24 protein-coding genes are annotated in these 23,335 nt (G+C 33.8%); 9 read left to right on the forward strand and 15 right to left on the reverse strand.

The window, feature by feature from the left end:
- Window positions 1–271: 271 nt before the first annotated feature.
- From FDY99_RS18920 to FDY99_RS18980, 13 genes are all read right to left on the reverse strand, one after another.
- Window positions 272–1,000, reverse strand: coding sequence for a hypothetical protein (locus FDY99_RS18920; protein ID WP_139423280.1), 729 nt, complete (start codon window positions 998–1,000; stop codon window positions 272–274).
- Window positions 1,001–1,267: 267 nt separating this feature from the next.
- Window positions 1,268–1,873, reverse strand: coding sequence for a hypothetical protein (locus tag FDY99_RS18925; protein WP_139423281.1), 606 nt, complete (start codon window positions 1,871–1,873; stop codon window positions 1,268–1,270).
- A gap of 128 nt (window positions 1,874–2,001) precedes the next feature.
- On the reverse strand, window positions 2,002–2,733 hold the full coding sequence (gene lipB, locus FDY99_RS18930; protein ID WP_139423282.1) for a lipoyl(octanoyl) transferase LipB: 732 nt from the start codon (window positions 2,731–2,733) through the stop codon (window positions 2,002–2,004).
- 32 nt (window positions 2,734–2,765) lie between these two features.
- Window positions 2,766–3,542 carry a tryptophan synthase subunit alpha gene (gene trpA, locus FDY99_RS18935; protein WP_139423283.1) on the reverse strand — a complete coding sequence of 259 codons (777 nt, stop codon included), beginning with the start codon at window positions 3,540–3,542 and terminating at the stop codon, window positions 2,766–2,768.
- Between the two features lie 129 nt (window positions 3,543–3,671).
- A complete protein-coding gene (gene trpB, locus FDY99_RS18940; RefSeq protein WP_139423284.1) occupies window positions 3,672–4,886 on the reverse strand; it encodes a tryptophan synthase subunit beta in 1,215 nt (404 codons plus the stop codon).
- Window positions 4,879–5,352, reverse strand: coding sequence for an OsmC family protein (locus tag FDY99_RS18945; protein WP_139423285.1), 474 nt, complete (start codon window positions 5,350–5,352; stop codon window positions 4,879–4,881). Before FDY99_RS18945 ends, trpB begins: the two co-directional genes overlap by 8 nt.
- Before the next feature lie 53 nt (window positions 5,353–5,405).
- A complete protein-coding gene (locus FDY99_RS18950; RefSeq protein ID WP_139423286.1) occupies window positions 5,406–5,705 on the reverse strand; it encodes a hypothetical protein in 300 nt (99 codons plus the stop codon).
- A gap of 48 nt (window positions 5,706–5,753) precedes the next feature.
- Window positions 5,754–6,452 (reverse strand): phosphoribosylanthranilate isomerase, encoded by a 699-nt coding sequence (locus FDY99_RS18955; protein ID WP_139423287.1) that lies wholly within the window; start codon window positions 6,450–6,452, stop codon window positions 5,754–5,756.
- An 18-nt stretch (window positions 6,453–6,470) separates the two neighbouring features.
- Window positions 6,471–7,250, reverse strand: a complete 780-nt coding sequence (trpC, locus tag FDY99_RS18960; protein ID WP_139423288.1) for an indole-3-glycerol phosphate synthase TrpC — start codon at window positions 7,248–7,250, stop codon at window positions 6,471–6,473.
- Between the two features lie 61 nt (window positions 7,251–7,311).
- Window positions 7,312–8,301 (reverse strand): anthranilate phosphoribosyltransferase, encoded by a 990-nt coding sequence (gene trpD, locus FDY99_RS18965; protein ID WP_139423289.1) that lies wholly within the window; start codon window positions 8,299–8,301, stop codon window positions 7,312–7,314.
- Window positions 8,302–8,391: 90 nt separating this feature from the next.
- Complete coding sequence (locus tag FDY99_RS18970; RefSeq protein WP_139423290.1) at window positions 8,392–8,979, reverse strand: anthranilate synthase component II; 588 nt, start codon at window positions 8,977–8,979, stop codon at window positions 8,392–8,394.
- A 268-nt stretch (window positions 8,980–9,247) separates the two neighbouring features.
- Complete coding sequence (locus FDY99_RS18975; protein WP_139423291.1) at window positions 9,248–10,666, reverse strand: anthranilate synthase component I family protein; 1,419 nt, start codon at window positions 10,664–10,666, stop codon at window positions 9,248–9,250.
- 225 nt (window positions 10,667–10,891) lie between these two features.
- Window positions 10,892–11,539: a hypothetical protein gene (locus tag FDY99_RS18980; RefSeq protein ID WP_139423292.1), complete on the reverse strand. Its 648-nt coding sequence runs from the start codon at window positions 11,537–11,539 to the stop codon at window positions 10,892–10,894.
- 189 nt (window positions 11,540–11,728) lie between these two features.
- Between FDY99_RS18980 and FDY99_RS18985 the strand changes: the two genes are divergently transcribed.
- The 8 genes from FDY99_RS18985 to FDY99_RS19020 all read left to right on the forward strand — a co-directional run bounded on the left by FDY99_RS18985 (window position 11,729) and on the right by FDY99_RS19020 (window position 18,697).
- Entirely contained in the window at window positions 11,729–11,941 is a 213-nt protein-coding gene (locus tag FDY99_RS18985) for a hypothetical protein (RefSeq protein WP_139423293.1), read from the forward strand.
- A complete protein-coding gene (locus tag FDY99_RS18990) occupies window positions 11,941–12,309 on the forward strand; it encodes a c-type cytochrome (protein WP_139423294.1) in 369 nt (122 codons plus the stop codon). Before FDY99_RS18985 ends, FDY99_RS18990 begins: the two co-directional genes overlap by 1 nt.
- Window positions 12,310–13,215 (forward strand): 23S rRNA (adenine(1618)-N(6))-methyltransferase RlmF, encoded by a 906-nt coding sequence (rlmF, locus tag FDY99_RS18995; RefSeq protein ID WP_139423295.1) that lies wholly within the window; start codon window positions 12,310–12,312, stop codon window positions 13,213–13,215. It begins immediately after the preceding gene.
- 198 nt (window positions 13,216–13,413) lie between these two features.
- Window positions 13,414–14,202: a hypothetical protein gene (locus FDY99_RS19000; RefSeq protein WP_139423296.1), complete on the forward strand. Its 789-nt coding sequence runs from the start codon at window positions 13,414–13,416 to the stop codon at window positions 14,200–14,202.
- An 11-nt stretch (window positions 14,203–14,213) separates the two neighbouring features.
- A complete protein-coding gene (locus FDY99_RS19005; RefSeq protein WP_139423297.1) occupies window positions 14,214–15,011 on the forward strand; it encodes a hypothetical protein in 798 nt (265 codons plus the stop codon).
- 95 nt (window positions 15,012–15,106) lie between these two features.
- Complete coding sequence (lysS, locus tag FDY99_RS19010; RefSeq protein ID WP_139423298.1) at window positions 15,107–16,804, forward strand: lysine--tRNA ligase; 1,698 nt, start codon at window positions 15,107–15,109, stop codon at window positions 16,802–16,804.
- Window positions 16,805–16,917: 113 nt separating this feature from the next.
- Window positions 16,918–17,736 (forward strand): OmpA family protein, encoded by an 819-nt coding sequence (locus FDY99_RS19015; protein ID WP_139423299.1) that lies wholly within the window; start codon window positions 16,918–16,920, stop codon window positions 17,734–17,736.
- A gap of 100 nt (window positions 17,737–17,836) precedes the next feature.
- Window positions 17,837–18,697 carry a mechanosensitive ion channel family protein gene (locus FDY99_RS19020; protein ID WP_139423300.1) on the forward strand — a complete coding sequence of 287 codons (861 nt, stop codon included), beginning with the start codon at window positions 17,837–17,839 and terminating at the stop codon, window positions 18,695–18,697.
- 39 nt (window positions 18,698–18,736) lie between these two features.
- On the opposite strand, the gene FDY99_RS19025 is transcribed toward FDY99_RS19020, so the two are convergent.
- Window positions 18,737–19,744, reverse strand: a complete 1,008-nt coding sequence (locus FDY99_RS19025; RefSeq protein WP_066677304.1) for a cytochrome d ubiquinol oxidase subunit II — start codon at window positions 19,742–19,744, stop codon at window positions 18,737–18,739.
- Entirely contained in the window at window positions 19,741–21,084 is a 1,344-nt protein-coding gene (locus tag FDY99_RS19030; RefSeq protein WP_139423301.1) for a cytochrome ubiquinol oxidase subunit I, read from the reverse strand. Before FDY99_RS19030 ends, FDY99_RS19025 begins: the two co-directional genes overlap by 4 nt.
- A gap of 232 nt (window positions 21,085–21,316) precedes the next feature.
- Between FDY99_RS19030 and gyrB the strand changes: the two genes are divergently transcribed.
- On the forward strand, window positions 21,317–23,251 hold the full coding sequence (gyrB, locus tag FDY99_RS19035) for a DNA topoisomerase (ATP-hydrolyzing) subunit B (RefSeq protein ID WP_139423302.1): 1,935 nt from the start codon (window positions 21,317–21,319) through the stop codon (window positions 23,249–23,251).
- The last annotated feature ends 84 nt before the right edge of the window (window positions 23,252–23,335 follow it).

Consider the following 23,335-nt stretch of genomic DNA (forward strand, 5'->3'; position numbering starts at 1 on the left):
TTCTAAATTTTAGAATGCTTTAAGTTGCTCCTTTTCTAATTTGAATTGATATAATTCTTTTTTGGACAATAATATGTCTTTTCCAAGTTGGTAAAATTCTTTTCTGAGTTTGCTTATTTCTTTTTTAAGTTAGGATAATTCTTTTTCAAGTCATTTAAATTCTTTCTGAAGGAGTTTTATTTCTATTTCGGATACGAAAAATCCTCTTGCTTTAAAAGAGGATTCTGTTTTTAGGAGTGTATGTTCTTAATGAGAAATAATGGTGAGGGTTTTAATTTTTAATTTTAGAAAATTCTATACCTTTTATCTGTGCAAACTCCGGACTGGTAGCTCCGAATATCGCCTTGATGTATTTTTTGATGTCTGAAGCGATCTCGCAAATTCCAATTTCGTCACCGTATAAAAGTTTGTTTCTAATGATTCTTGCATTGTTGACATTAGCATACGCTCTTATTACCTCCAAATTTTTATTTTGTAGATCTGTGATGGTTGAGGCAAGTGTGTCTACAAGCAATTCCGGCTCATTGGGCTGATAATTGGGCTCGTTTGCTAAGACCATTTTAAGCGCTGATAAATGCTGAATGAGCTGGTCATAAGATTGCTGGCTTACAGAAATGGTAGCGGGAATTGTTTCGGGACTGAAGGGATTCTTTGGAGGAGATGCCCTTTTGCCTTGTAATCTTCTATTGTGGAATTTTGCTTCTTTAATACTGCCTTCAGATGCATTTGAAGCCTGTATTGCATTGATGAATCTTGTTGCCAGCGTTTTGATACCGCTGAAAGCTTCCTGCCTTTCGCTTACCTTTCTGTTGTAAATGGTATTATTAGATAAAACATCTACGAGAGCAATTTCGGCAGAATCTTTCAAAGCAATGATTGCTGGTAGCTGCAAGCTGGTTTTTGAGGGATTATAGGATGAGCCGTAGCCCATTAAAAATTCAATCAAGGTCTGAAAGTTTGCAATGTTTTTTGCATGACCTGTTTCTGTGGTTGATGCCATAAGTCATTTGTGTTTAGTTTGTTAGTGTAACAAATATAGATTTTTTTCAGATAGAAAAGAATAGGTGTTGTGGTTTTTATGAGAAAACCTCACCGGAGCGAGGTTTTATATTTGCTATTTTCTTTGCTGTTGTAAGAATCGTGCTTTTGGTGATTATACTAGCGAGATGCTCGCACTAGAGGGGGAAATCTATAATGTTGGGATTTTAACGAACAATCTCTTTTAAGATAGTTTAAAGAGATTAATACTTGATTAAATTCTTTGATTTTAGTTATTTTCTAATAAATTTATACCATTGCTCCAAATTAATTTTTGCTTGCTTTTATCTTCCATATAGAGAAAATAGTCTAAAAACTTATTCTGGTCAGGTTTGTGCATATCATCTATAATAATTAATCCAATTTTAGTAAGCTCTACTTGTTTGCCATATATACTATTTTTCTCGGGGTAGTCAAATTTTATGTTTTTACGAAAAGTCCCATTAATTGTTATCTTCGATTTTGATTCGATTTTTTTAAGTTCGGGGATATTACTGTCACATCCTCCTTTAGGATTATAAAAATAAATGTAATTATTGTTAATTTTAAAGTTGTTGTACCAGGAACAGCTCATCATCCATATATACAAATCTTTTTCCCCGACATTTTCAATGTCAATCGTTATGTCATAGTAATGTTCAATTATAGAATCTGTTTTTACATCTAAACTTTGTTCTTCTATTTGATTTTTAACCCAAAAATCATTTTTGCTTATTGATTTAGTATATTCCTTTTCAAGATTTAGTTTTATCTTTATAGGAACAGTGTTCGTTTGGATGCATCCTAAATTGAGAGTTAAAGCCACTAATAAAAGAAGTGTAAAAGTTGATTTCATTAATTCAAATATTATTCTTCTAAAAATAACCAAATAATCAATTATAGACCAATTTTATTTCAAACCATAATGACAAAAAAAATCTGCTCCCAAAAAGAAACAGATTTCATATTATTAAAATATCTTCATCAAGCCTTCATTACCAATTCCGCCTCAAAGACATCCGCAAAATGCTTTCTGATTTTCGCTTTAATATCTTCCATTTCCTCGGAAGTAAGCTCTCTTTCCAATTCTCTTTTCAGAGAAGCTACTTGTTTATCTTTAATACCGCAAGGAATGATGTATTCAAAATAACGCATATCGGTATTGATGTTTAAGGCAAAACCATGAAGAGTAACCCAACGTGAAGCTTTTACACCCATCGCACAGATCTTTCTGGCGTAAGGTTTCCCCACATCCAGCCAAACTCCGGTTTCTCCGGGAGAACGTTCGCCTTTCAATCCGTATTCGGCAATAGTTCTGATGATGACCTCTTCAAGATTCCTCATGTATTTGTGAATGTCTGTGAAGAAATTTTCAAGATCTAAAACCGGATAACCCACGATTTGTCCATAACCATGATAGGTAATGTCACCGCCACGATTAACTTTTACAAAAGTGGCATCTATTTCTTTCAGTTTATCGATCCCGGCAAGCATATTTTCTTCATGACCGCTTTTACCGAGTGTATAAACGTGAGGATGCTCTACCAAAAGAAAATGATTGGGCGTGGTAAGATGTTGTTCGGCAGGGAGATCCCTGTTTTTTACTTTAATATCAATAATATCTTTCATCAGTTTTTCCTGATAATCCCAAGAAGGTTGATATTCTTTGATGCCTAAATCTTCAAATTCTACGACTTTATTCTGATGTGTATTCATTCTTTAATTTGATGAAACAAATTTAGTGATTTTTACGCTCTTATGGAATGGATGAAATCTATGGCTTTGGTCTTCCAATCTCTATTTTGCAGAAGGATGTTGACGAAAGCGGTACCGATGATCCCGCCGTCTGCTTTTTGGGTAACATTTTCAAAATCTTCTTTAGATCTAATTCCAAAACCTATCATTACAGGATTTTTGAGTGGGAGAGAAGCCAATCTTGAAAGATAGTTTTCATTTCTTAAAACAGCATTCTCATTTCCTGTTGTGGATGAAGAACTTACTGCATATAAAAACCCTGAACTTAAAGAATCGAGGTACAAAATTCTTTCATCTGAAGTTTCTGGAGTTACCAAAAACGTAAAATTTAAATTGTATTTTTCTAAAATTTGCTGGTAATTTTTTTCAAATTCAATCGGCGGTAAATCAGGAATAATTAAACCTGAAACTCCACTTTCAGAACATTCTCTGCAAAAATTTTCAAACCCGAAACTTAAGACCGGATTGATGTATCCCATTAATATAATTGGAATTTTAATTTCCTCTTTAATAGATCTCAGTTGAGAAAGTAAAGTTGAAATTGTCATTCCATTATTCAAAGCCAGTTCGTGCGCTTTTTGAATGACAGGACCATCGGCAACAGGGTCGGAATAAGGCATCCCGATCTCCATCATATCAGCTTCTGAATCTTGAATTAGTTTTATAATTTCAGCGGTATCTTCCAGTTGCGGAATTCCTGCTGTGAAGTAGATGTTGAGGAGTTTAGGTTGGGGGTTGGAAGCAGGAGGTTGGGTGTTATTATCGTTCATTTTTTTATTAATCTATATATTTATTATTTTCTCGCAGATTGAGCAAATTTTGCAGATTTATTTTATCTGCGTAATCTGTAAAATCTGCGAGATAAAAATTTTACAGTCTCCGAGAAGTTTTTTACTGAATTAAACTTCCGTCTTCTGACTTCCATCTTCCAGCATTTTCAAATACGTTTCCATATCCTTATCACCACGACCGCTCAAACAAATAACGACAATGTCGTTTTCGTTAAATTTCTTTTTATCTAAAACGGCTAAAGCATGAGCGCTTTCCAAAGCAGGAATAATTCCTTCTAATTTGGTTAAATCAAAAGCGGATTGCAAAGCTTCATCATCGTTAATGCTGAAAAATTCTGCTCGGTTTTCTTTAAACAAATGCGCATGAAAAGGCCCAATTCCGGGGTAATCTAGACCTGCAGAAATAGAATGTGGTTCAATGACCTGTCCGTCTTTGGTTTGCATCACCAAGCTTTTACTTCCATGTAAAACGCCTAAAGTTCCCAGAAAAGTGGTCGCAGCAGACTTTCCTGAATCGACTCCAAAACCTCCGGCTTCTGCAGCAATAATTTTTACGTTTTCTTCCTCTACAAAATGATAAAAAGTTCCTGCAGCATTGCTTCCGCCACCAACACAAGCGATGACATAATCAGGAGTTGAGCGACCAATTTGTTCGTTAAGCTGTTCTTTAATTTCTTTTGAAATCACGGATTGAAATCTCGCCACCAAATCGGGAAAAGGATGCGGACCAACCACACTTCCGATAACGTAATGAGTGGTTGTCGAGTTGTTGATCCAGTCTCTTAACGCTTCATTTACGGCATCTTTCAACGTTTTTGAACCTGAAGTTGCAGGAACGACGGTTGCTCCAAGCATTTTCATTCTCGCAACATTCGGAGCCTGTCTTGCAATGTCGATTTCGCCCATGTAAACAATACATTCCAAACCAAGAAGTGCACAAGCTGTAGCAGTTGCAACTCCGTGTTGTCCGGCTCCTGTTTCAGCGATGATTCGATGTTTCCCCAAACGTTTTGCCAATAAAACCTGCCCCAAAGCATTATTGATTTTATGTGCTCCAGTATGGTTAAGGTCTTCTCTTTTTAAATAAATCTGAGTTTTATATTTTTCGCTTAAATTTTTCGCTAAATATAACGGAGTGGCGCGACCTACATAGTTTTTCAACAAGTCCTGATATTCATTTTGAAAATCTTCTGATCCTATGATTTCAAGATAATTTTTTTGCAGTTCTTCTACATTCGGATAGAGCATTTCGGGGACAAAAGCACCTCCAAATTCTCCGTAATAGCCTTGTTCGTCTGGATTTTTATAATTTGTTTTAATCATTTTTGTAATTGATTTCAGGTTGATGTTTTACTTCAAAATTTAATGAATTGGCAATAAAGCAATATTCATTTGCTTTTTGATGAAGTTCGATTGCTTTTTCGACCATTTCTTTTTTGGCAACCAAAATTTTGGGTTTAAGGATAATTTCTGTGAACTTTCCACTGCCGTTTTCGCTTTCTATCATTGTTCCTTCTGCAATATCTAAATATTCTAAAACAAGAATATTATTGACTGAACAAAAATGCAAATACCACAAAAGATGACATGAAGAAACGGAAGCCAACAACAAATCTTCAGGATTATGAAGGTCTGGATCCCCTAAAAATGCAGGGTCTGAAGAACCTTTTATTTCAGCTTTTCCATCCACGGATATGGTATAACTTCTTTCATACGAACGATAGTTTTTTGTAGATTCACCGGTGTTTCCCGTCCATTTTATTTTTGATTTGTATTGATGGTTTTTCATGTTTTATATTTTTTGTGTCATAAGATTTTATTAAACTACCATTATATACTTTTCTATAATTGATTTTTGATTTCAGTAATTATAGTTTCTACTTTTTTATTTTGCCAAATTTCAATCTCTCGAGTTGCTTTTTCTTTATTAAAACTATGCGTTTTGTTTTTCCATTCATAGTCTTTGATTACATGTAAAATTGCTTTATTGTATGAAACTATTGCTGTTTTATAAATCTCAGCTTTTTTAGATATAATTTCAAGAGTCAAACCATTCAAAATAGCATTTTTTAGAATTAACTTTTTCAATTCTAATTCTTCTTTTTTCTTTCTGGGTTCATTTCTCGGAGCAAAAGATGGCATTTTTATTTATAATATAAGATTGTTTAAACTGACGAATTAATATGATATTTAATATTTTGTTAATGATAAAAATTCTTTTATTTTTTCTAAATCTTTAATTCCAGGCTCTATTTCAAATTTTGAATTGATGTCTAAAGCAAATGGTTGTTGGTTGATGGTTTTTAGTTGATGGAAGTTTTCCCAAGAAATTCCGCCGCTTAAAAAATAGGGAAATAGAATTTTTATTTCGTTGAGAATATTCCAGTCAAACGTTTTTCCTGTTCCGCCAAATGCGTTAGAATCGGTGTCGAAAAGAATATACACAATGTCATTCTGAATGGAACGAAGTGAAGTGAAGAATCTTTCAAGAGATTCCTCCTTCGTCGGAATGGCAAAATCAGAGCCGATTCGTATCACTTTTATAATTCCAACTTCAGGTTTTAATTTTTTTCTCAATTCCAAAATAAAATCATCACTTTCATCGCCGTGAAGCTGAATAAAATCTAAATCTGCTTTTTCGGCAAACTCTATTATCTTATCTATATTCTCATTGACGAAAACCCCAACTTTTCCTTGATGATTTATTTCTGATATTTCATCTAGTCTTAAATGATTCAAAACATATCTCGGTGATTTTTCGTAGAAAATAAAACCGATAAAATCAATTTTTAATGCCACTAATTCACGAATTTGATCAAGTTGAGTCAGTCCGCAAACTTTGAGTTTTGGTTGAGGATTTTCTGTTGATGGTTGTCGGCTTTCACTCATTGCTAAATTGGTAAACTGTTATATTTTTACATTAGAAACAAATTCAGAAAATTTGTTTCCGGGGTTTTTATTTTTCATAAAATATTCGCCCATTAAAAAACCGTTGAATCCTTTTTCTTTTAAATATTTAAAGTCTTCTTCATTATAAATTCCACTTTCTGCAACAGATAAAATATTTTCAGGAAGCTGATTTTTTAGATTGACAGAATGTTGTAAATCAACTTTGAAATCTTTTAAATTTCTGTTGTTGATGCCTACAAAATCAATGTTTTTATTAATGTGTTGAAGTTCTTCTTCAGTATGAATTTCCAATAAAACTTCTAATCCTAATTTATGAGAAAGTTCTGTAAATTCCTGAACCTGAGTTGTCGAAAGACAAGCGGCAATCAACAAAATTACATCTGCACCGATTGCTTTTGCTTCATAAAACTGATAGTCGTCTACCATAAAATCTTTTCGCAGAATCGGAATTTGGATATGATTTCTTACACTCAAAATATCATCAAAACTCCCGCCGAAAAAATCTTTATCAGTAAGAATGGAAATTCCGCTTGCTCCAAATTTTTCATAATCAGAAGCCACTTCTAAAGGCGAAATTTGATTATTAATAATGCCTTTTGAAGGCGATTGCCTTTTAAACTCAGCAATAATTCCTGATTTTGATTCTAAAGATTCTTTCAGAGAAAAAGTTTTTCTTCCAAAAAACTCTGAATCTTTAAGCTGTTCCACAGAAACTTTAGATTTTGAATATTCTATTTCCTGTTTTTTTCTTTCTATGATTTTGTCTAAAATGTTCATTTTGTTAGGTTGATGGTTAATGGTTGTTAGTTGATGGATTTTGTAGTATGGAAAAAAACTATCAACCATCAACTAATAACTGCAAACTATTCAACGCTTTTCCTTCAAACAAACTTTCTTTTGCTAAAGTCAAACAATCCTCATAAGTTCCAAATTTTTGGGTGTGATACAAAGCAACCACTGCATTGACTAAAACCACAACATTTTGAGAATCTGTACCGTTTCCTTCTAAGATATTTTTGAAAATTTTTGCCGTTTCTTCAATAGTTTTTCCAGCTTCGATGTTTTCAGCATCAACAGGTTTAAAACCTAAATCTTCTGCGGAATAAATATTTTCACCGCTTTTTGTAATGATCTTACTGTCTTGAGTAAGGCTGATTTCGTCGTATCCATCCATTCCGTGAACTAAAACAAAATCCTGATTTTCTTTCTGAAGCAAATATTGATATATTCTTGCAATCTCAAGATTGTAAACTCCAATAACAGAAAACTGCGGTTTTGCAGGATTTACCAAAGGACCCAGTAAATTAAAAAAAGTTCGCAAGCCTAAAGATTTTCGCAAAGCTCCAACGGATTGTAAAGCCGGATGAAAATAAGGAGCGTGAAGAAAACAGATATTTGCTTTTTCTAAATCCTGATTAAGCTCGTCTGATGTTTTTTTGAATTGATAACCTAAAGCTTCTAAAACATTGGATGAACCCGTAACCGTTGATGCGCCATAGTTTCCATGTTTGGTTACTTTTTGTCCGGTTCCTGCAACAACAAAACTTGCCAGAGTAGAAATGTTGATGGTGTTTTTCCCATCGCCACCGGTTCCCACAATGTCGATGCTATCATTGGCATTCAAATTAACTGGAACTGCCATTTGAAGAAGTGCTTCTCTGAAACCTTTCAATTCTTCCAAGGTAATATTCCGCATTAGAAAAATACTGATAAAGGAAGTGACTTCAGTAGCGTTAAATTTATTTTGAGCAATCTCAATCATAATAGCTTTTGCCTGCGATTTTGACAAAGTGTGATGATTGAAGAGGTATTCTAATATTTCTTTCATAATAGTAAATGGTTGCTGCTTGTTAGTGATTGGTTGTTAGTTTTAAAGTGTTTTTAGAATAATTTTCTATCAACTATCAACTAAAATCTATTAACCAATTAAAAAATTTCTAATAATGGTTTTTCCATCGGGAGTTAAAATACTTTCAGGATGGTATTGAACGCCGTGAACATCAAATGTTTTATGTTTCAAGCTCATAATCATTCCTTTGCTGTCTGTACTGGTAATTTCCAATTCTTCAGGGAAATTTTCTGGATTTACTGCCCAACTGTGATATCTCCCAACTTCCAAAGTTGGAAGCAAATCATTGAAAATTTTATGCTCGCTAATTTGAATTGCTTCTGTTGCTACACCATGAAAAATCTCTGTGAGATTGATTAAACTTCCGCCAAAAGCTTCCGCAATTGCCTGTTGACCAAGGCAAACTCCCAAAATACTTTTTGTTGGAGCATATTTTTTAATTACATCCAGTAAAATTCCTGCTTCTTCGGGAATTCCTGGTCCTGGAGAAAGAATGATTTTATCATATTTTTCGATTTCTTCTAACGAAATCTCATCATTTCGGTAAACATCAACTTTTTGATTCAGAATTTGCTCAATCATTTGAACAAGGTTGTAGGTAAAGCTGTCGTAGTTGTCAAATACGAGGGTTTTAGTTGATGGGTTTATATTTGTCATTTTTTCTATATTTTTTAATTGGATTTTATCCAATTCTATGTTAAATCGCCCTTTCAGGACTCATTATTATCTGTTTTTTGATATTTCTCACCTCAATTTTCAAGTTCTGGCAAAATTGCGACCCGGCTTGAGCGGAAATCCTTTTTGTTATTGCGATTGCTGAAAAATTTTAAAGATTGTTTCACTTTGTTCGCAATGACAAAAAGATTGGGAGCCACTTCGACAAGCTCAGGATAAACTACAGACGGAATTTGTCGCCATAAAAGACTTAAACTAATCTCTCCGCTTTTTCAACCGCTTTTTTCAATGCATTTAGTTTATTATTTACTTCTTCTAGCTCATTTTGTAGAATTGATTTCGCAACCAAACCAGCTCCTGCCTGATAAAATAATGTGTTGTTCTTGCTTAAAAATGTTCGAATCATAATTGCCTGATTGCAATCACCATTTAAACCAATCATTCCGATACAACCGCCGTAATAACCGCGCGAATCTTTTTCGTATTCATTAATAAGTTGAAGGGCTTTGTATTTTGGTGCTCCACTTAAAGTTCCCTGTGGGAAAGTATCAGAAACAATGTCAAAAGGATTGGTATTCTCTTCCAACTCAGCAGTAACTTCACTTACCATGTGAATAACGTGAGAGAAAAGCTGAATTTCTTTTAACTTAGTTACAGTCACATTTTTTCCTTTTTTTCCTAAGTCGTTTCGGGCTAAATCTACCAACATCGTATGTTCTGCGTTTTCTTTCGGGTCTTTTTTTAAGGCTTCTGCAGATTGTAAATCGATTTCAAAATCGCCGCTTCTTTTAAAAGTTCCTGCAATAGGGTGGATGATGGCTTTGTTGTTTTTAATAATCAGTTGACTTTCAGGGCTTGAGCCAAATAGTTTATAGTTTCCGTAATCGAAAAAGAATAGATAAGGCGATGGATTGATATTTCTCAAAGCACGATACACATTAAATTCGTCGCCTTTAAATTTCTGCTCAAACCTTCTGCTCAAAACCAATTGAAACACATCCCCTCTTTTACAATGTTTTTGGGCTTTGTCTACGAGCTCCAAATATTCTTCATCAGTAAGATTTGAGGTTTCGTAACCATCTTTTTCGAATGGATAAACGAGTGCGTTTTTATTTTTAATTAAATCCTGTAACAACAGCATTTCAGATTTTACTCCGTCGATTTGATTTTCTATAAGATGCATTTCATCATTAAAATGATTGATGGCAATCACATATTGATATAGTCTGTAACGAAGAATAGGGATTTCAACTTCTTTGCTTTGAGGTTTAAAACTAATCTTTTCAAAAAGCGGAACGGCTTCAAAACTTGTGTATCCAAAAAGACTTTGGGCGGTTTCTTCTATTTTGTCATTAGTTTTTTCACAAACAAAAACTTTAGAAAAATCGTTCAGCAATTGCGTAACTTCTATGTTTTCTAACGATTTTTTCTCAGGATTTTCATTGGGGAATTTGATTTCATATTCATGAAGATTTTTTATTTCAATTCCTGCAATGGCGTTTACCGCAATGAAAGAAAAATTGTTGTCGATGTTTTTTGCATCTGAGCTTTCAAGCAAAATGGTATCGCGAAATTTATCTCTTATTTGAAGATAAATATTCATTGGAGTTTGAAGGTCTCCTAATGTTTTTTTTGAGGTGGTTTTTATATTGATTGTATTGCTAAACATTTTTATAAATTTTTAAATATGGAACAAAAAAAAGACTTTAACGCAATCGTCAAAGTCTCTGTATATTTTTCTATAGAATTCAAGCTGTAATTTAACAACACGACAATAGCATCAGACCCGACGAAGAGTTTGAGTGCCACCACCAATTTTTGTTGTTAAAAATAATCATGGGACAAATGTAGAAATTTTTTTATTATAAAAACAAAAAATTCAAAAAAAGAAAATTTATTTTTCCAGAAGTTGTAATTCTTGTTTCAGCTCGGTGATTTTTGATTTAAATTGTACATCATCATACACTTTTACATAATCTTCTAATGCAAGAATATAATCTTTTATAAATTTTATATTGGTTCTGTCGGCTTCGTATTTTATTCTTGCAGAATTAATTGGGCGTTGTAATTCGTACATTATCAAACTCTTACCTTCCTCAGATTGTTGAAAAAGAATAACGATATTTTTCTCATATCCAGGAATGAATTTTACAGGAAATTCTTTGTCGGGAACCGGAATTCTGATTGCATTTTCTAAAGGATAAATCGCCGCAGACATCGTTGAAAAAAAAGTTTCAACATATTTGCCATCCTGTTTTTTTACAATGGCTTCGTAATCATGAATGTATTGGTCGTTCAAAGTTGAGTTGGTTTCAACATCTGAAGTGATGATTGCCGTGCTTTCAACACCGTACTTATTAAGAAACCAAGCGTTAAGATACTGCCCGGCAAAGCCATTACCTATGGATAAGGGAATGATAAATATGAGTAGCCATGCTTTCCGAGTGATGATAGATAAAACTCCGAAAAATAAAATAAATATCAATACGGAATAAAAACCATGATGACTAAAGAAAAACAGGATTTTTGATATGACGACCATTTTATTAGTTTTAAAATCAACCTTAAATATAATCATTATTAATTAACAGCCTCTTTCAAAATATGATTAAAAAAGGCAAGAACACTCTTATTATAAAACTTTATTTTTATATTTTTGTCACCGAAATTATTAAAAAGTGAAATCGCAAATTGATTTCATTTGAAAATTAGAAAAAATAAGTATTTAGATATGAAAAAGTTATTAGCAATCGCATTTATCGGAAGTATATTCGCAGTAAGCTGCTCAAAAAAAGCTGACAAATCTTTACAAGACAGCAACATCATGCTAGAAGAGCCTGCAGCAACTACAGTAGTAGATTCTACGGCTAAGAAAACAGATTCTACACCAGCTCCGGTAGCAGCAACACCTGCACCTGCAACAGATTCTACAGCTGCAAAATAATGAAAAAGCTGTTTTTGACAGGATTGATAAGCTTATTTATTGTTTCCTGTTCTAAAAAAGAAGATTCACAAGCTTTATCAACAGATTCTACAGATATTTCTACACCTGTAAATAAAAATATTTCGGGAAAAGATTTAATTGAAGGTTCTGATTGTATGGCTTGTCATAATGCTGTGGAAAGAACGATAGGCCCATCTTATAAAGAAATTGCGGAGAAATACTCTGAAAAAGACATCGAAATCTTGGCTTCAAAAATTATTGAAGGCGGAAGTGGTGTTTGGGGAAGTGTACCTATGCAGCCTCATCCGCAAGTTTCTAAAGATGACGCCAAAAAAATGGTAGAATATATTTTAAGTCAGAAAAAATAAATGACTGCCGAAAAATCAACTCTGCACCCAAGAAATCTGCACAGAAATTCTTATGATTTTGAACTGCTGATTTCTTGTGTGCCTGAATTGAAACATTATGTTTTTATCAATTCTTATGGTACGCCAACGATTAATTTCAGTATTCCTAAAGCTGTCAAACTGTTGAATAAAGCTTTATTGGAGCATTTTTATGGAATTAAAAACTGGGGTATTCCTGACCAGAATTTGTGTCCGCCAATTCCTGGGCGTGCAGATTATATTCATTATCTCGCAGATTTATTGGCAGAAAATTCTAAAGAAATTCCAAAAGGTATTTCCGTAAAAGGGCTCGATATCGGAACCGGAGCCAATTTGGTGTATCCTTTAATTGCTCATCAATCTTACGGTTGGGAAATGTTGGGAACCGATATCAATCAGAAATCTTTAGAAAATGCTCAGAAGATTTTAGGTGATAATCCTGATTTTTCATCCCATATTCAGTTGAAATTTCAACCAGATTCGAATTTTATATTCAAAAATATTCTTTCTCCAGAAAATCGATTCACATTCTCAATGTGCAATCCGCCTTTCCATGATTCTGAAGAATCTGCAATGAAAGGAAATCTCAGGAAGACAAAAAATCTTAAAAAATCAAAGACTCTCAAAACCAATCTCAATTTCGGAGGGCAACAATCTGAGTTGTGGTGCGAAGGTGGTGAACTGGCTTTTATCTCAAAAATGGTTGAAGAAAGCGCAATATACTCATCGCAAATTCTTTGGTTTACATGTTTAGTTTCTAAGCAAGAAAACCTTTCCAAGCTAACTTCACTTTTAAACAAAATAAAAGCTGTTGAGGTGAAAACTATTGACATGGCTCAAGGTCAGAAAATCAGCAGGATTTTAGCTTGGACATTTATTCCTTTATGAGGGAGTTAAGTATGTGAGTATAAGTTGACTTCATTTCTTTATTTTACTAAAAATAAAATTTTAAATAATGTAAATTATTCATATTCAGTTTTTTAATTTAAAATAGTTGGATTGTTTGTTTTTAAGTATAAATTTTTTATTATTCTAAAAAAATGAATAAAATAAATTATATTTGCTTTTATTTTAAAAAAAAACATTATGAAGAAAATTTTATTACTATTAATTGGCGGCTTGTCCTATGCCCAAGTGGGTATTAATACGCAAAATCCAACTGCTACATTTGAAATTGTATCAACAGATAATACAAGTAGTACAAAATCATTAAAAATATCCAATTCAACATTAGCTGAAATGTTCACAGTACAAAATGATGGTAATATTGGTGTTAATAGTCCTTTGAGTGTTTCCAATACGGCTCAGTTTAATGTGAATTCTGGTGCTGTTACAAAATCTGTCTTGAAACTAAATAATATTAGTAATACAAAAGATAGAACGGTAACATCAATTAATTATAATCAATATAGCCCATTGGTGATTGATAATAATGGAAATGTTTTTCAACAATATGATATAAGAACTACAAGTAATGCAGCCGTGACTTTTGATGGTGCATATAACGCCATTGCTTCTGTTACAAAATTAATTGATCTCAATGGTGGAAGTATCGTTCAGTTTCAGGTTTCAACAGATTTTGTTATGGGTAATAATTCTGTATTATATGCTGATATTACTTGGTCTAGAAATGGTGGATTTAGAGTTGCAGCTTTCGGAAATGAAGCTAATACTGGGACTAATGCCCTTACAATTGTAGGTGTTGGAACTAATACATTGACTTTTGATTTTGCGACTGGTGCAGATATGGTCTTTAAGGCTTCTCTGAATGGCTCAACTGGTGCGGGAAATGTTATTGGACAATTGGAGTATCAAACTCAAAATTCGTCATCCGCAGTTCCGTTTAACATTTTTTATAGTTTTAGATCACTTTAAAAATAATTGATATGAAAAAATTCTTTTTTTATTTATTTTTAACAAACATAAATATAATATGCTTTGCTCAACAAGGGAATGTGGGTGTTAATACTGATAACCCTGCTGCTAAACTAGATATTTTAACTAAAGATAATACCGGAACAACCAAAGGATTGCAAATAAATAATTCCTCAGGTTCTGAAGTGCTGACTATTCTAAACAATGGCAATGTAGGTATTAATACGTCTAATCCTTCATCTCAGTTCGAAGTGACTGCTGGTACAAATACAAAGTCTGTGATGAAAATTTTACCTTTGAGTGCTACTAATTTGAAACAAAATTCATCTATTAATTATAATAATTTTTCAGCATTAGGTATTGGTATTAATGGAAATTTATTAGCCAAATCGGATATAAGAAATAATAATGTAAATGCAATTACATTTGATGGTACTTATACAACTGCAGCATCTGGGGCAAATACTACTTTATGTTCTATTAATAGAGGAAGTATTGTGAGGTTTACATTTCATACTGCCTTTTTACAGGGTGCCGCGGGAACGGGGGTTGTAAAATTTGCAGATATACTTTGGTCTGGAGAAACAGGATTTAAGGTAATTTCTTCTGGACATGATTTTGGTAATAATAACCCTAATAATCTTATTATTACGGGATCAGGTACTAATACTTTAACTTTTGATGTTACTTCAGGAGATGATTTTGTTTTTGAAGTAACTGGTGGCAATTTGGTTTATAGACAAGTGAATCCTGCAGGCTCACCAAGATCCGAACAGTTTAGAATTCTTAAAAGCTTTAGAACAAGATAATAGATAATTATTTGAAAATTTATTTTAAAGACAGGGAACCCTGTCTTTTTTTGATGAAAAATACCTAAATTTGTATGCTTTTATAAAAATAAGAAATGCAATTATCAGAACAGGAAATCATTAGAAGAGAAAAGCTGAATAAGCTTGTTGAAATGGGAATCAAGGCATTCCCTGCAGAAGAATACAACGTTACAGATACTACAGAATCTATAAAACAGAATTTTTCTGAAAGTAAACAGGTGAAGATTGCGGGAAGATTGATGTCTCGTAGAATTCAGGGGAAGGCTTCTTTTGCTGAATTGCAGGATTCTACAGGGAAAATTCAGGTGTATTTCAACAGAGATGAAATCTGTACCGGAGAAGATAAAGCTTTATACAACGACGTTTATAAACACCTTTTAGATATCGGTGATATTATCGGTATTGAAGGAGAATTGTTCACAACTCAGGTTGGTGAAATGACTGTTTTGGTAAAAAACTTTACGTTGCTTACCAAATCATTACGTCCGCTTCCGCAGGCAAAAACTGATGAAAATGGAGTCGTGCATGATGCGTTCAACGACCCAGAAATGAGATACAGACAGCGTTATGTAGACTTAACGGTGAACCCACAAGTGAAAGAAATTTTCGTGAAGAGAACAAAATTGTTCAATGCGATGAGAACTTTCTTTAATGATTCAGGTTATTTTGAAGTTGAAACGCCAATCTTACAGTCAATTCCAGGTGGAGCTGCTGCAAGACCGTTTATTACGCATCACAATGCTTTAGACATTCCTTTATATTTAAGAATTGCGAACGAATTGTACCTTAAAAGGTTAATCGTTGGTGGTTTTGACGGAGTTTATGAATTCTCGAAAAACTTCAGAAATGAAGGAATGGACAGAACCCACAATCCTGAATTTACCGCAATGGAAATTTATGTAGCTTACAAAGACTACAATTGGATGATGGATTTTACAGAGAAATTATTAGAATTCTGTGCAACTTCTGTAAACGGAAATTCAGAATCAACTTTCGGTGAGCATACAATCAGCTGGAAAGCTCCTTATCCAAGGGTTTCTATGACAGAAGCGATTCAAAAATATACAGGTTTTGATATTACAGGAAAATCTGAGCAGGAATTGTTTGACTTTGCAAAATCTATCGGTATCGAAGTAAACGAAACGATGGGGAAAGGAAAATTGATTGACGAAATTTTTGGTGAAAAGTGTGAAGGAAACTTCATTCAGCCGACTTTCATTACCGATTATCCAATCGAAATGTCGCCTTTAACTAAAAAGCACAGAAGCCAGGAAGGTCTTACTGAGCGTTTTGAATTGATGGTTTGTGGTAAAGAAATAGCGAATGCTTATTCAGAATTAAATGACCCTATTGACCAAAGAGAGCGTTTTGAAGAGCAATTAAAATTAGCTGAAAAAGGAGACGATGAAGCAACAGGATTTATCGACGAAGATTTTTTGAGAGCTTTAGAATATGGGATGCCACCAACTTCTGGTTTAGGAATCGGAATGGACAGATTAATTATGTTCTTAACCAACAATCCTTCAATTCAGGAAGTATTGTTCTTCCCACAAATGAGACCTGAAAAATTGGTTCCTCAAATCGAATTGGGAGAAGATGAGCATTTGATTCTTGATATTTTGAAATCAGGTGAGCAAATTGCTTTGGCTGAAGTGAAAACGATGAGTAAATTATCCGGTAAAAAATGGGATAAAGCTTCAAAAACTTTAACGAAAGGAAACTTGGTAAAAGTAGAGAAGATCAACGAAGTTGTTTTGATGAAATTGGCTTAAGCTTAATTATCAAATAAAATTATATTTAAATTCCTGAAATTATTTTCAGGAATTTTTTGTTTTCTGAAACAATAATTAAATATTTTTCCGTTGTAAAGAAAACTCAAAACCAGATGAAATACTTTGTTTTGTTCTTTTTAATTTCAACAGGATTGAATGCGCAAATGATGACTTCTGTTTATTTTGTACACAATTCTTACGAACTAAATCTTGAATCTAAACAAAAACTGGATAGTTTAGCACAATTAAGAACCAGCTTAAAATTCAAAATTTTTGGAAATTGTGATCCTTCCGGAATGAATGAATACAATAATAAACTTTCCGGAAACCGTGCAAATACAGTTCGTAATTATCTTCAGAATAAAATTTCAGAAAACATCCAATTAATCAGTGTTGTTGGTTTGGGTGAAGAAAAACAAATCAATGACAACAGTACCGACGAACTGCGTGGAAAAAACCGTAGGGTTGATATTTTTATTGAAAAAGCTTTTGCTTCGGGAGAGAAAATTTCAAGAAATGCTTTGCCCAGTTTTTTAAGTACGGAAGTTTCTCAGATGAAAGTGAAAGATACTTTTGCGCTTCCAAATGTTAATTTTGTTGGAGGCCGTCATGTTTGGCTTCCGAAAGGACAATCTGAAATCGTAAAACTTTTAAAAAATCTGAAAGAAAACCCGACATTAGAAATCGAATTGCAGGGACATATTTGCTGTGATTATGAAAATTTTGATGGTGAAGATTTAGATTTAAAAACATTCAATCTTTCTTTTACCAGAGCCAATGCAATCAAAGAATTTCTATTAAAAAACGGAATTGATTCCAGCAGAATTACAGCAAAAGGACTCGGCCATCTCAATCCTGTTGCGTATCCCGAAGAAACGGAATTGGATAAAACTAAAAATCGCAGAGTAGAAGTTGTTTTGTTGAAGAAATAATGCTTTGAAAATCTAAGATTTATAAAAAATATTTTAAGTCATATATTTTTTATACATTTAAAATGGCTGAAATGGTCAATAAAAAACACAATCTTAATCTATGTTTGATCTCAACAAAGCTATAGAGCTAATCGATGAAAAACTTGAACTTTGGTTCCGGGAAATTGTAAAAATTTTACCCAACCTGCTTTTGGCAGCATTTATTTTGGTAATTGGATTTTTCGTTGCAAAATGGATCAGGAAACTGACATTGAAAATTTTCGGTAAAATTTCTTCCAATCATACGATAACCCATCTTTTCAGTACATTTATTTATATCACTGTTCTTGGTGTTGTTTTTTTTACGGCATTGAGTATTTTAAAACTCGATAAAGCGGTAACCTCAATTCTTGCCGGAGCCGGAATTTTTGGGTTGGCTTTGGCTTTTGCATTTCAGGATATTGCAGCCAACTTTATTTCGGGAATTTTTATTTCGTTTCGAAAACCTCTTCATATCGGTGATATTGTTTCGGTTAAAAACTATATGGGAAAAGTAATGGAGGTGAATCTTCGTGACACTGTTATCAAAACTTTTCAGGGGAAAATGGTCATTATTCCGAATAAAGATGTCTTTCAGAATCCGGTAGAAAATTATTCGCTTCTTGGCAAACGCCGTCTCGATCTGAAAGTAGGAGTTTCTTATGATGCTGATTTAGAAAAAGTAGCTCAGATTGCTGTTGATGCTTTAAAAAATATTGAAGGTCTTGATCCTGAAGAAGAAATTACCCTTTTTTATCAGGAATTTGGCGATAGTTCAATCAATTTTACCGTACGTTTATGGTGTAAATCTACGGAGCAGATAGATTATCTTAAAATGGGGCATGATGCGATTATTTCCATAAAAAAAGCTTTTGATCAACACAAAATAAGCATTCCGTTTCCGGTCAGAACACTGGATGTAAACTGGCCGGAAAAAATGTAAATTTTCAGGAGTTTAAAAATTATCAAAATTTAAAATCATTTATTTTTTTGATGCTTTTGAGAATGAAAACATCAGATAAAATAAAAAAGGTAAAATAAATAGGGAACCTAATAATAAAGCCCATCCCAAAGCAGAAATGGTTTTTGGTGAGGCTACATGTTCTAATAACGAAAGATGCTGCCCGTTTCCTAATAAAATAATATCAGGATTGTGTTGATAAGTTGCCGCCACTAAAATCATAATGATTTGGAATCCTGCCAAAGCTCTTACGGGAAGTAATTTCTTCTTATGCATGGCTCTTAAAATTAAACCTAAAGCAACTGTTGCAAAACTAATAGACATCACTCCAAGATATTTTGAGAAAATCCATTTTGTTAAAGGGATACCGGAAAGATAAGCTGCTAAAAATACTAGCAATCCTGTAATGACTACAAAAATCATTGTTTGATGGGATTTGTGAATCATTAATTCTAATTCCAGTCTATCGCTGGTTTCCCGTAAAGAAAAAATGGATGCCAAATAGGCACAAAGCGAAACGGTGAATAATCCCACCGCAACACCAAACCAATTGAGCCAACTGAAAACATATAAGTCTAAAAAATTATTTGCATCGGGATTGATCGATTGTGAAACAGTTGCAGCGGCTATTAAACCTAAGAAAAAAGGTGTTAAGAGACTTGCATAATAGAAAATCTGAGTATAAATAATCTGCCATCGGTCTTCCACCGCATCATAATGTCTGAAAGTAAATGCTGTACCTCTTGCAATAATTCCGACAAGCATTAATACTAACGGAATGTGAAGGTAAGTTGACAAGGTGGTGTAGATTTCAGGAAATCCTACAAACAGAATTACAATGGCAATGATGAGCCACATGTGATTGGCTTCCCAAACAGGAGCAATCGACTCGTACATGATTTTTTCGGTGTACTTTCTGTTTTTCTTTTTGGTCATTAATTCTACGATTCCGGCTCCGAAATCAGCCCCACCCAAAATCACATAAAGACATACGGAAAGCCATAGAAAACCAATTACAACGTAGATCATGATTTTTTGTTTTTAGAATTAAACTGAGGGTCTGTAGGGTCGTAAAGTTTGGGAACCATTTGTATCTGTCTTCTCAAAAGGAAAATAATAATTAATGACAATGAAATAAATATAGCCGTAAAGAAATAAAATGAATACTGAATTCCGGGCATCGGCGTAACAGCGTCAACGGTTTTCATAATTCCGTAGATAATCCAGGGTTGTCTGCCGACTTCTGTGACTGTCCAACCTGCTTCCAAAGCAATATATCCAAAAGGTGTAGCAAAAAGAAATGTTTTTAAAAGCCAGTTTTTATTCAGCCAATCTTTTTTAAAGAAGAAAGAATAAAGATAAAGACTTCCAATGCAGATCATCACAACTCCAAAGAAAATCATAATCTGAAAAGCATAATGTACAACAGCAACAGGTGGCCATTCATCTCTCGGGAAATCATTTAAACCTTTTACTTCGGCATTAAAATCATTACTCACCAAAAAACTTAAAACTTTTGGAATTTTTATAGCATATTTAATTTCTCCTTTTTCTTCATCAGGAATTCCGCCCAATACGAAAGCTGCTCCTTTTTCAGTTTCAAAATGAGCTTCCATTGCGGCTAACTTTATAGGTTGTCTTTCAGCCACAGATTTTGCAGCAACATCACCACTTAAAGGAGCGCCGAAAGCACCAATCATCGCAAAAGCTGCAGCAATTCTAAATGCTTTGGTGTGAAATTCTACATTTTTCTTTCGCATAATTAAAAAAGCATGAACTCCCGCAACCGCAAATCCTGTTGCACAAAAAGCGGCAACTGTCATATGTAAAGCCTGTGGAAACCAAGCATCATTAAACATGGCTTTTATAGGGTCTATGTTGAGATACTGTCCATTGATATAGTCGAATCCGGTTGGTGAATTCATCCACGCATTTGCAGCAACCACTAAAATTCCTGAAGCTAAACCGCTTAAGCCGACCAAAAATCCACAAAACCAGTGGAACCATTTATTAAATTTATCCCAACCGTAAAGGAAAAAGCCAATAGCAATAGCTTCAATAAAAAACGCTGTTCCTTCAAGAGAAAAAGGCATTCCGAAAATAGGTCCTGCGTGTTTCATAAAACCAGGCCAGAGCAACCCGAGTTCAAATGAAAGCATCGTTCCGGAAACTGCACCAGTTGCAAAAAGAATTGCAACTCCTTTGCTCCAAGCTTTCGTAAGACCTTTATAAATTTCGTTTCCGGTTTTAAGATATTTCCAGTGGGCAAATGCCATTAAAAAAGGCATTACCATTCCAACACAGGCGAAGATGATATGAAAACCTAAAGAAAGCGCCATTTGGGCGCGTGCAGCAATAAAATCATCCATAAAATTTAATTTTTCAAGTTTAAAGTTAAGGATAAATTGTTGAGAAGAAATATGATTTAAAACATTCCAATCAATTCAAATCTGCATTGTAACTTTATTGTTTTTTTTAGTTAAAATAAACTCTGTTTTTTAGGATAAATTCTGATATTTTATAATGGAAATTACTTTCATAAGTCGAAAAAAATCACGATATTTGTGGGTCTTTGCATTAAGCAAATTTATTTAAATTTATATGAGTCAAAAACAATATACAGCTAGTAGTATCCAGGCCTTAGAAGGGATGGAGCACGTTCGACTAAGACCATCTATGTACATTGGAGATGTAGGAACAAGAGGTCTTCATCATTTGGTTTATGAAGTGGTAGATAACTCTATTGACGAAGCTCTTGCAGGTCATTGTGATACGATATTAGTTACCATACACAAAGGTGAAAGTATTTCTGTAAAAGATAATGGTAGAGGTATTCCTGTAGATTTTCACGAGAAAGAACAAAAATCAGCACTTGAGGTTGTAATGACCAAAATTGGAGCGGGTGGAAAATTTGATAAAGATTCTTATAAAGTTTCTGGTGGTCTTCACGGTGTGGGGGTTTCTTGTGTGAATGCACTTTCTACGTTGTTGGTGGCTACAGTTAGCCGTGACGGTAAATTATATCAGCAAAAATATTCTGAAGGTAAAGCTTTAACACAGGTTGAAGAAATTGGTACTACTGACGAAAGAGGAACTGAAGTTTTCTTCCAGCCAGACGGAACTATCTTCCAGGAATTGGTGTATAACTATGATACGCTTGCTGCAAGATTAAGAGAATTATCTTTCTTAAATAAAGGAATTACAATTACTTTAATTGACGAAAGAGAAGAAAATGAAGACGGGTCTTTTGCTGTTGAAGTTTTCCATTCTGAAGGTGGTTTGAAAGAATTCGTTGAATTTATTGACGGGAACCGTGAATCAATCATGGAGAATGTTATTTTCATGGAAGGTGAAAGAGAAAACATTCCGATTGAAGTAGCAATGCGTTACAATACTTCATTCAGCGAAAATCTTCACTCGTATGTTAATAATATTAATACGCATGAAGGAGGAACTCACTTAGCTGGTTTTAGACGTGCTTTGACAAGAACGTTGAAGAAATATGCAGATGATTTAGGAATTCCTGCTAAAGAAAAAGTAGAAATTACTGGTGATGACTTCCGTGAAGGTTTAACGGCTGTAGTTTCTGTAAAAGTTATGGAGCCTCAGTTTGAAGGACAGACAAAAACCAAATTGGGTAACTCTGAAGTTTCAGGAGCTGTTGATAAAATTGTAGGTGAAATGCTTACCAACTTCCTTGAGGAAAATCCAAACGAAGCAAAACTTATTGTACAGAAAGTTGTTTTGGCTGCAAAAGCAAGACAGGCTGCAAAGAAAGCTCGTGAAATGGTTCAGAGAAAATCTCCGATGGGAGGTTCTGGTCTTCCTGGAAAACTATCTGACTGTTCATCAAAAGATCCTGCAGAATCTGAATTATTCTTAGTCGAGGGAGACTCGGCAGGTGGAACTGCAAAGCAGGGTAGAGACAGACATTTTCAAGCGATTCTTCCGTTAAGAGGTAAAATTTTGAATGTTGAGAAATCAATGCTTCATAAAGTTTATGATAACGAAGAAATTAAAAATATTTATACAGCTCTTGGAGTTTCTGTAGGAACTGAAGAAGATAGCAAAGCCTTAAATATGGCGAAGTTAAGATACCATAAAGTAGTGATCATGACCGATGCCGATATCGATGGTTCTCACATTTCTACTTTGATTCTTACGTTCTTCTTTAGATTCATGAAAGAAATGATTGAAAACGGATATATTTATATTGCACAACCGCCTTTATATTTATTAAAGAAAGGGAACAAAAAAATATATGCTTACAACGAAAAAGAGCGTGAAGAATTAACTTTAGAAATGTCTCCTGACGGAAAAGGTGTAGAAGTTCAGCGTTATAAAGGTCTTGGGGAAATGAACCCGGAGCAGCTTTGGGAAACTACTCTAAATCCGGAACACAGAATTCTGAAGCAGGTAACGATTGATAATGCAGTAGAAGCAGATAATGTATTCTCTATGTTGATGGGAGATGAAGTTCCACCAAGAAGAGAGTTTATCGAGAAAAATGCAAAATATGCTAAGATCGATGTTTAATCATCTTTTTAAATAATATTTTAAAGGCTCCATTTTTATGGAGCCTTTTTTTGATTAAAAAAAATCTAATAATTCTTATATTCA

Origin of the sequence: Chryseobacterium mulctrae, from assembly GCF_006175945.1 — a bacterium.
Classification (GTDB): Bacteria; Bacteroidota; Bacteroidia; order Flavobacteriales; family Weeksellaceae; genus Chryseobacterium; species Chryseobacterium mulctrae.

Bases quoted from the DNA above. Each gene is read 5' to 3' on its own strand.
- FDY99_RS18920 (WP_139423280.1), bottom strand. From the start codon at position 1,000: ATGGCATCAACCACAGAAACAGGTCATGCAAAAAACATTGCAAACTTT.
- FDY99_RS18925 (WP_139423281.1), bottom strand. From the start codon at position 1,873: ATGAAATCAACTTTTACACTTCTTTTATTAGTGGCTTTAACTCTCAAT.
- lipB (WP_139423282.1), bottom strand. From the start codon at position 2,733: ATGAATACACATCAGAATAAAGTCGTAGAATTTGAAGATTTAGGCATC.
- trpA (WP_139423283.1), bottom strand. From the start codon at position 3,542: ATGAACGATAATAACACCCAACCTCCTGCTTCCAACCCCCAACCTAAA.
- trpB (WP_139423284.1), bottom strand. From the start codon at position 4,886: ATGATTAAAACAAATTATAAAAATCCAGACGAACAAGGCTATTACGGA.
- FDY99_RS18945 (WP_139423285.1), bottom strand. From the start codon at position 5,352: ATGAAAAACCATCAATACAAATCAAAAATAAAATGGACGGGAAACACC.
- FDY99_RS18950 (WP_139423286.1), bottom strand. From the start codon at position 5,705: ATGCCATCTTTTGCTCCGAGAAATGAACCCAGAAAGAAAAAAGAAGAA.
- FDY99_RS18955 (WP_139423287.1), bottom strand. From the start codon at position 6,452: ATGAGTGAAAGCCGACAACCATCAACAGAAAATCCTCAACCAAAACTC.
- trpC (WP_139423288.1), bottom strand. From the start codon at position 7,250: ATGAACATTTTAGACAAAATCATAGAAAGAAAAAAACAGGAAATAGAA.
- trpD (WP_139423289.1), bottom strand. From the start codon at position 8,301: ATGAAAGAAATATTAGAATACCTCTTCAATCATCACACTTTGTCAAAA.
- FDY99_RS18970 (WP_139423290.1), bottom strand. From the start codon at position 8,979: ATGACAAATATAAACCCATCAACTAAAACCCTCGTATTTGACAACTAC.
- FDY99_RS18975 (WP_139423291.1), bottom strand. From the start codon at position 10,666: ATGTTTAGCAATACAATCAATATAAAAACCACCTCAAAAAAAACATTA.
- FDY99_RS18980 (WP_139423292.1), bottom strand. From the start codon at position 11,539: ATGGTCGTCATATCAAAAATCCTGTTTTTCTTTAGTCATCATGGTTTT.
- FDY99_RS18985 (WP_139423293.1), top strand. From the start codon at position 11,729: ATGAAAAAGTTATTAGCAATCGCATTTATCGGAAGTATATTCGCAGTA.
- FDY99_RS18990 (WP_139423294.1), top strand. From the start codon at position 11,941: ATGAAAAAGCTGTTTTTGACAGGATTGATAAGCTTATTTATTGTTTCC.
- rlmF (WP_139423295.1), top strand. From the start codon at position 12,310: ATGACTGCCGAAAAATCAACTCTGCACCCAAGAAATCTGCACAGAAAT.
- FDY99_RS19000 (WP_139423296.1), top strand. From the start codon at position 13,414: ATGAAGAAAATTTTATTACTATTAATTGGCGGCTTGTCCTATGCCCAA.
- FDY99_RS19005 (WP_139423297.1), top strand. From the start codon at position 14,214: ATGAAAAAATTCTTTTTTTATTTATTTTTAACAAACATAAATATAATA.
- lysS (WP_139423298.1), top strand. From the start codon at position 15,107: ATGCAATTATCAGAACAGGAAATCATTAGAAGAGAAAAGCTGAATAAG.
- FDY99_RS19015 (WP_139423299.1), top strand. From the start codon at position 16,918: ATGAAATACTTTGTTTTGTTCTTTTTAATTTCAACAGGATTGAATGCG.
- FDY99_RS19020 (WP_139423300.1), top strand. From the start codon at position 17,837: ATGTTTGATCTCAACAAAGCTATAGAGCTAATCGATGAAAAACTTGAA.
- FDY99_RS19025 (WP_066677304.1), bottom strand. From the start codon at position 19,744: ATGATCTACGTTGTAATTGGTTTTCTATGGCTTTCCGTATGTCTTTAT.
- FDY99_RS19030 (WP_139423301.1), bottom strand. From the start codon at position 21,084: ATGGATGATTTTATTGCTGCACGCGCCCAAATGGCGCTTTCTTTAGGT.
- gyrB (WP_139423302.1), top strand. From the start codon at position 21,317: ATGAGTCAAAAACAATATACAGCTAGTAGTATCCAGGCCTTAGAAGGG.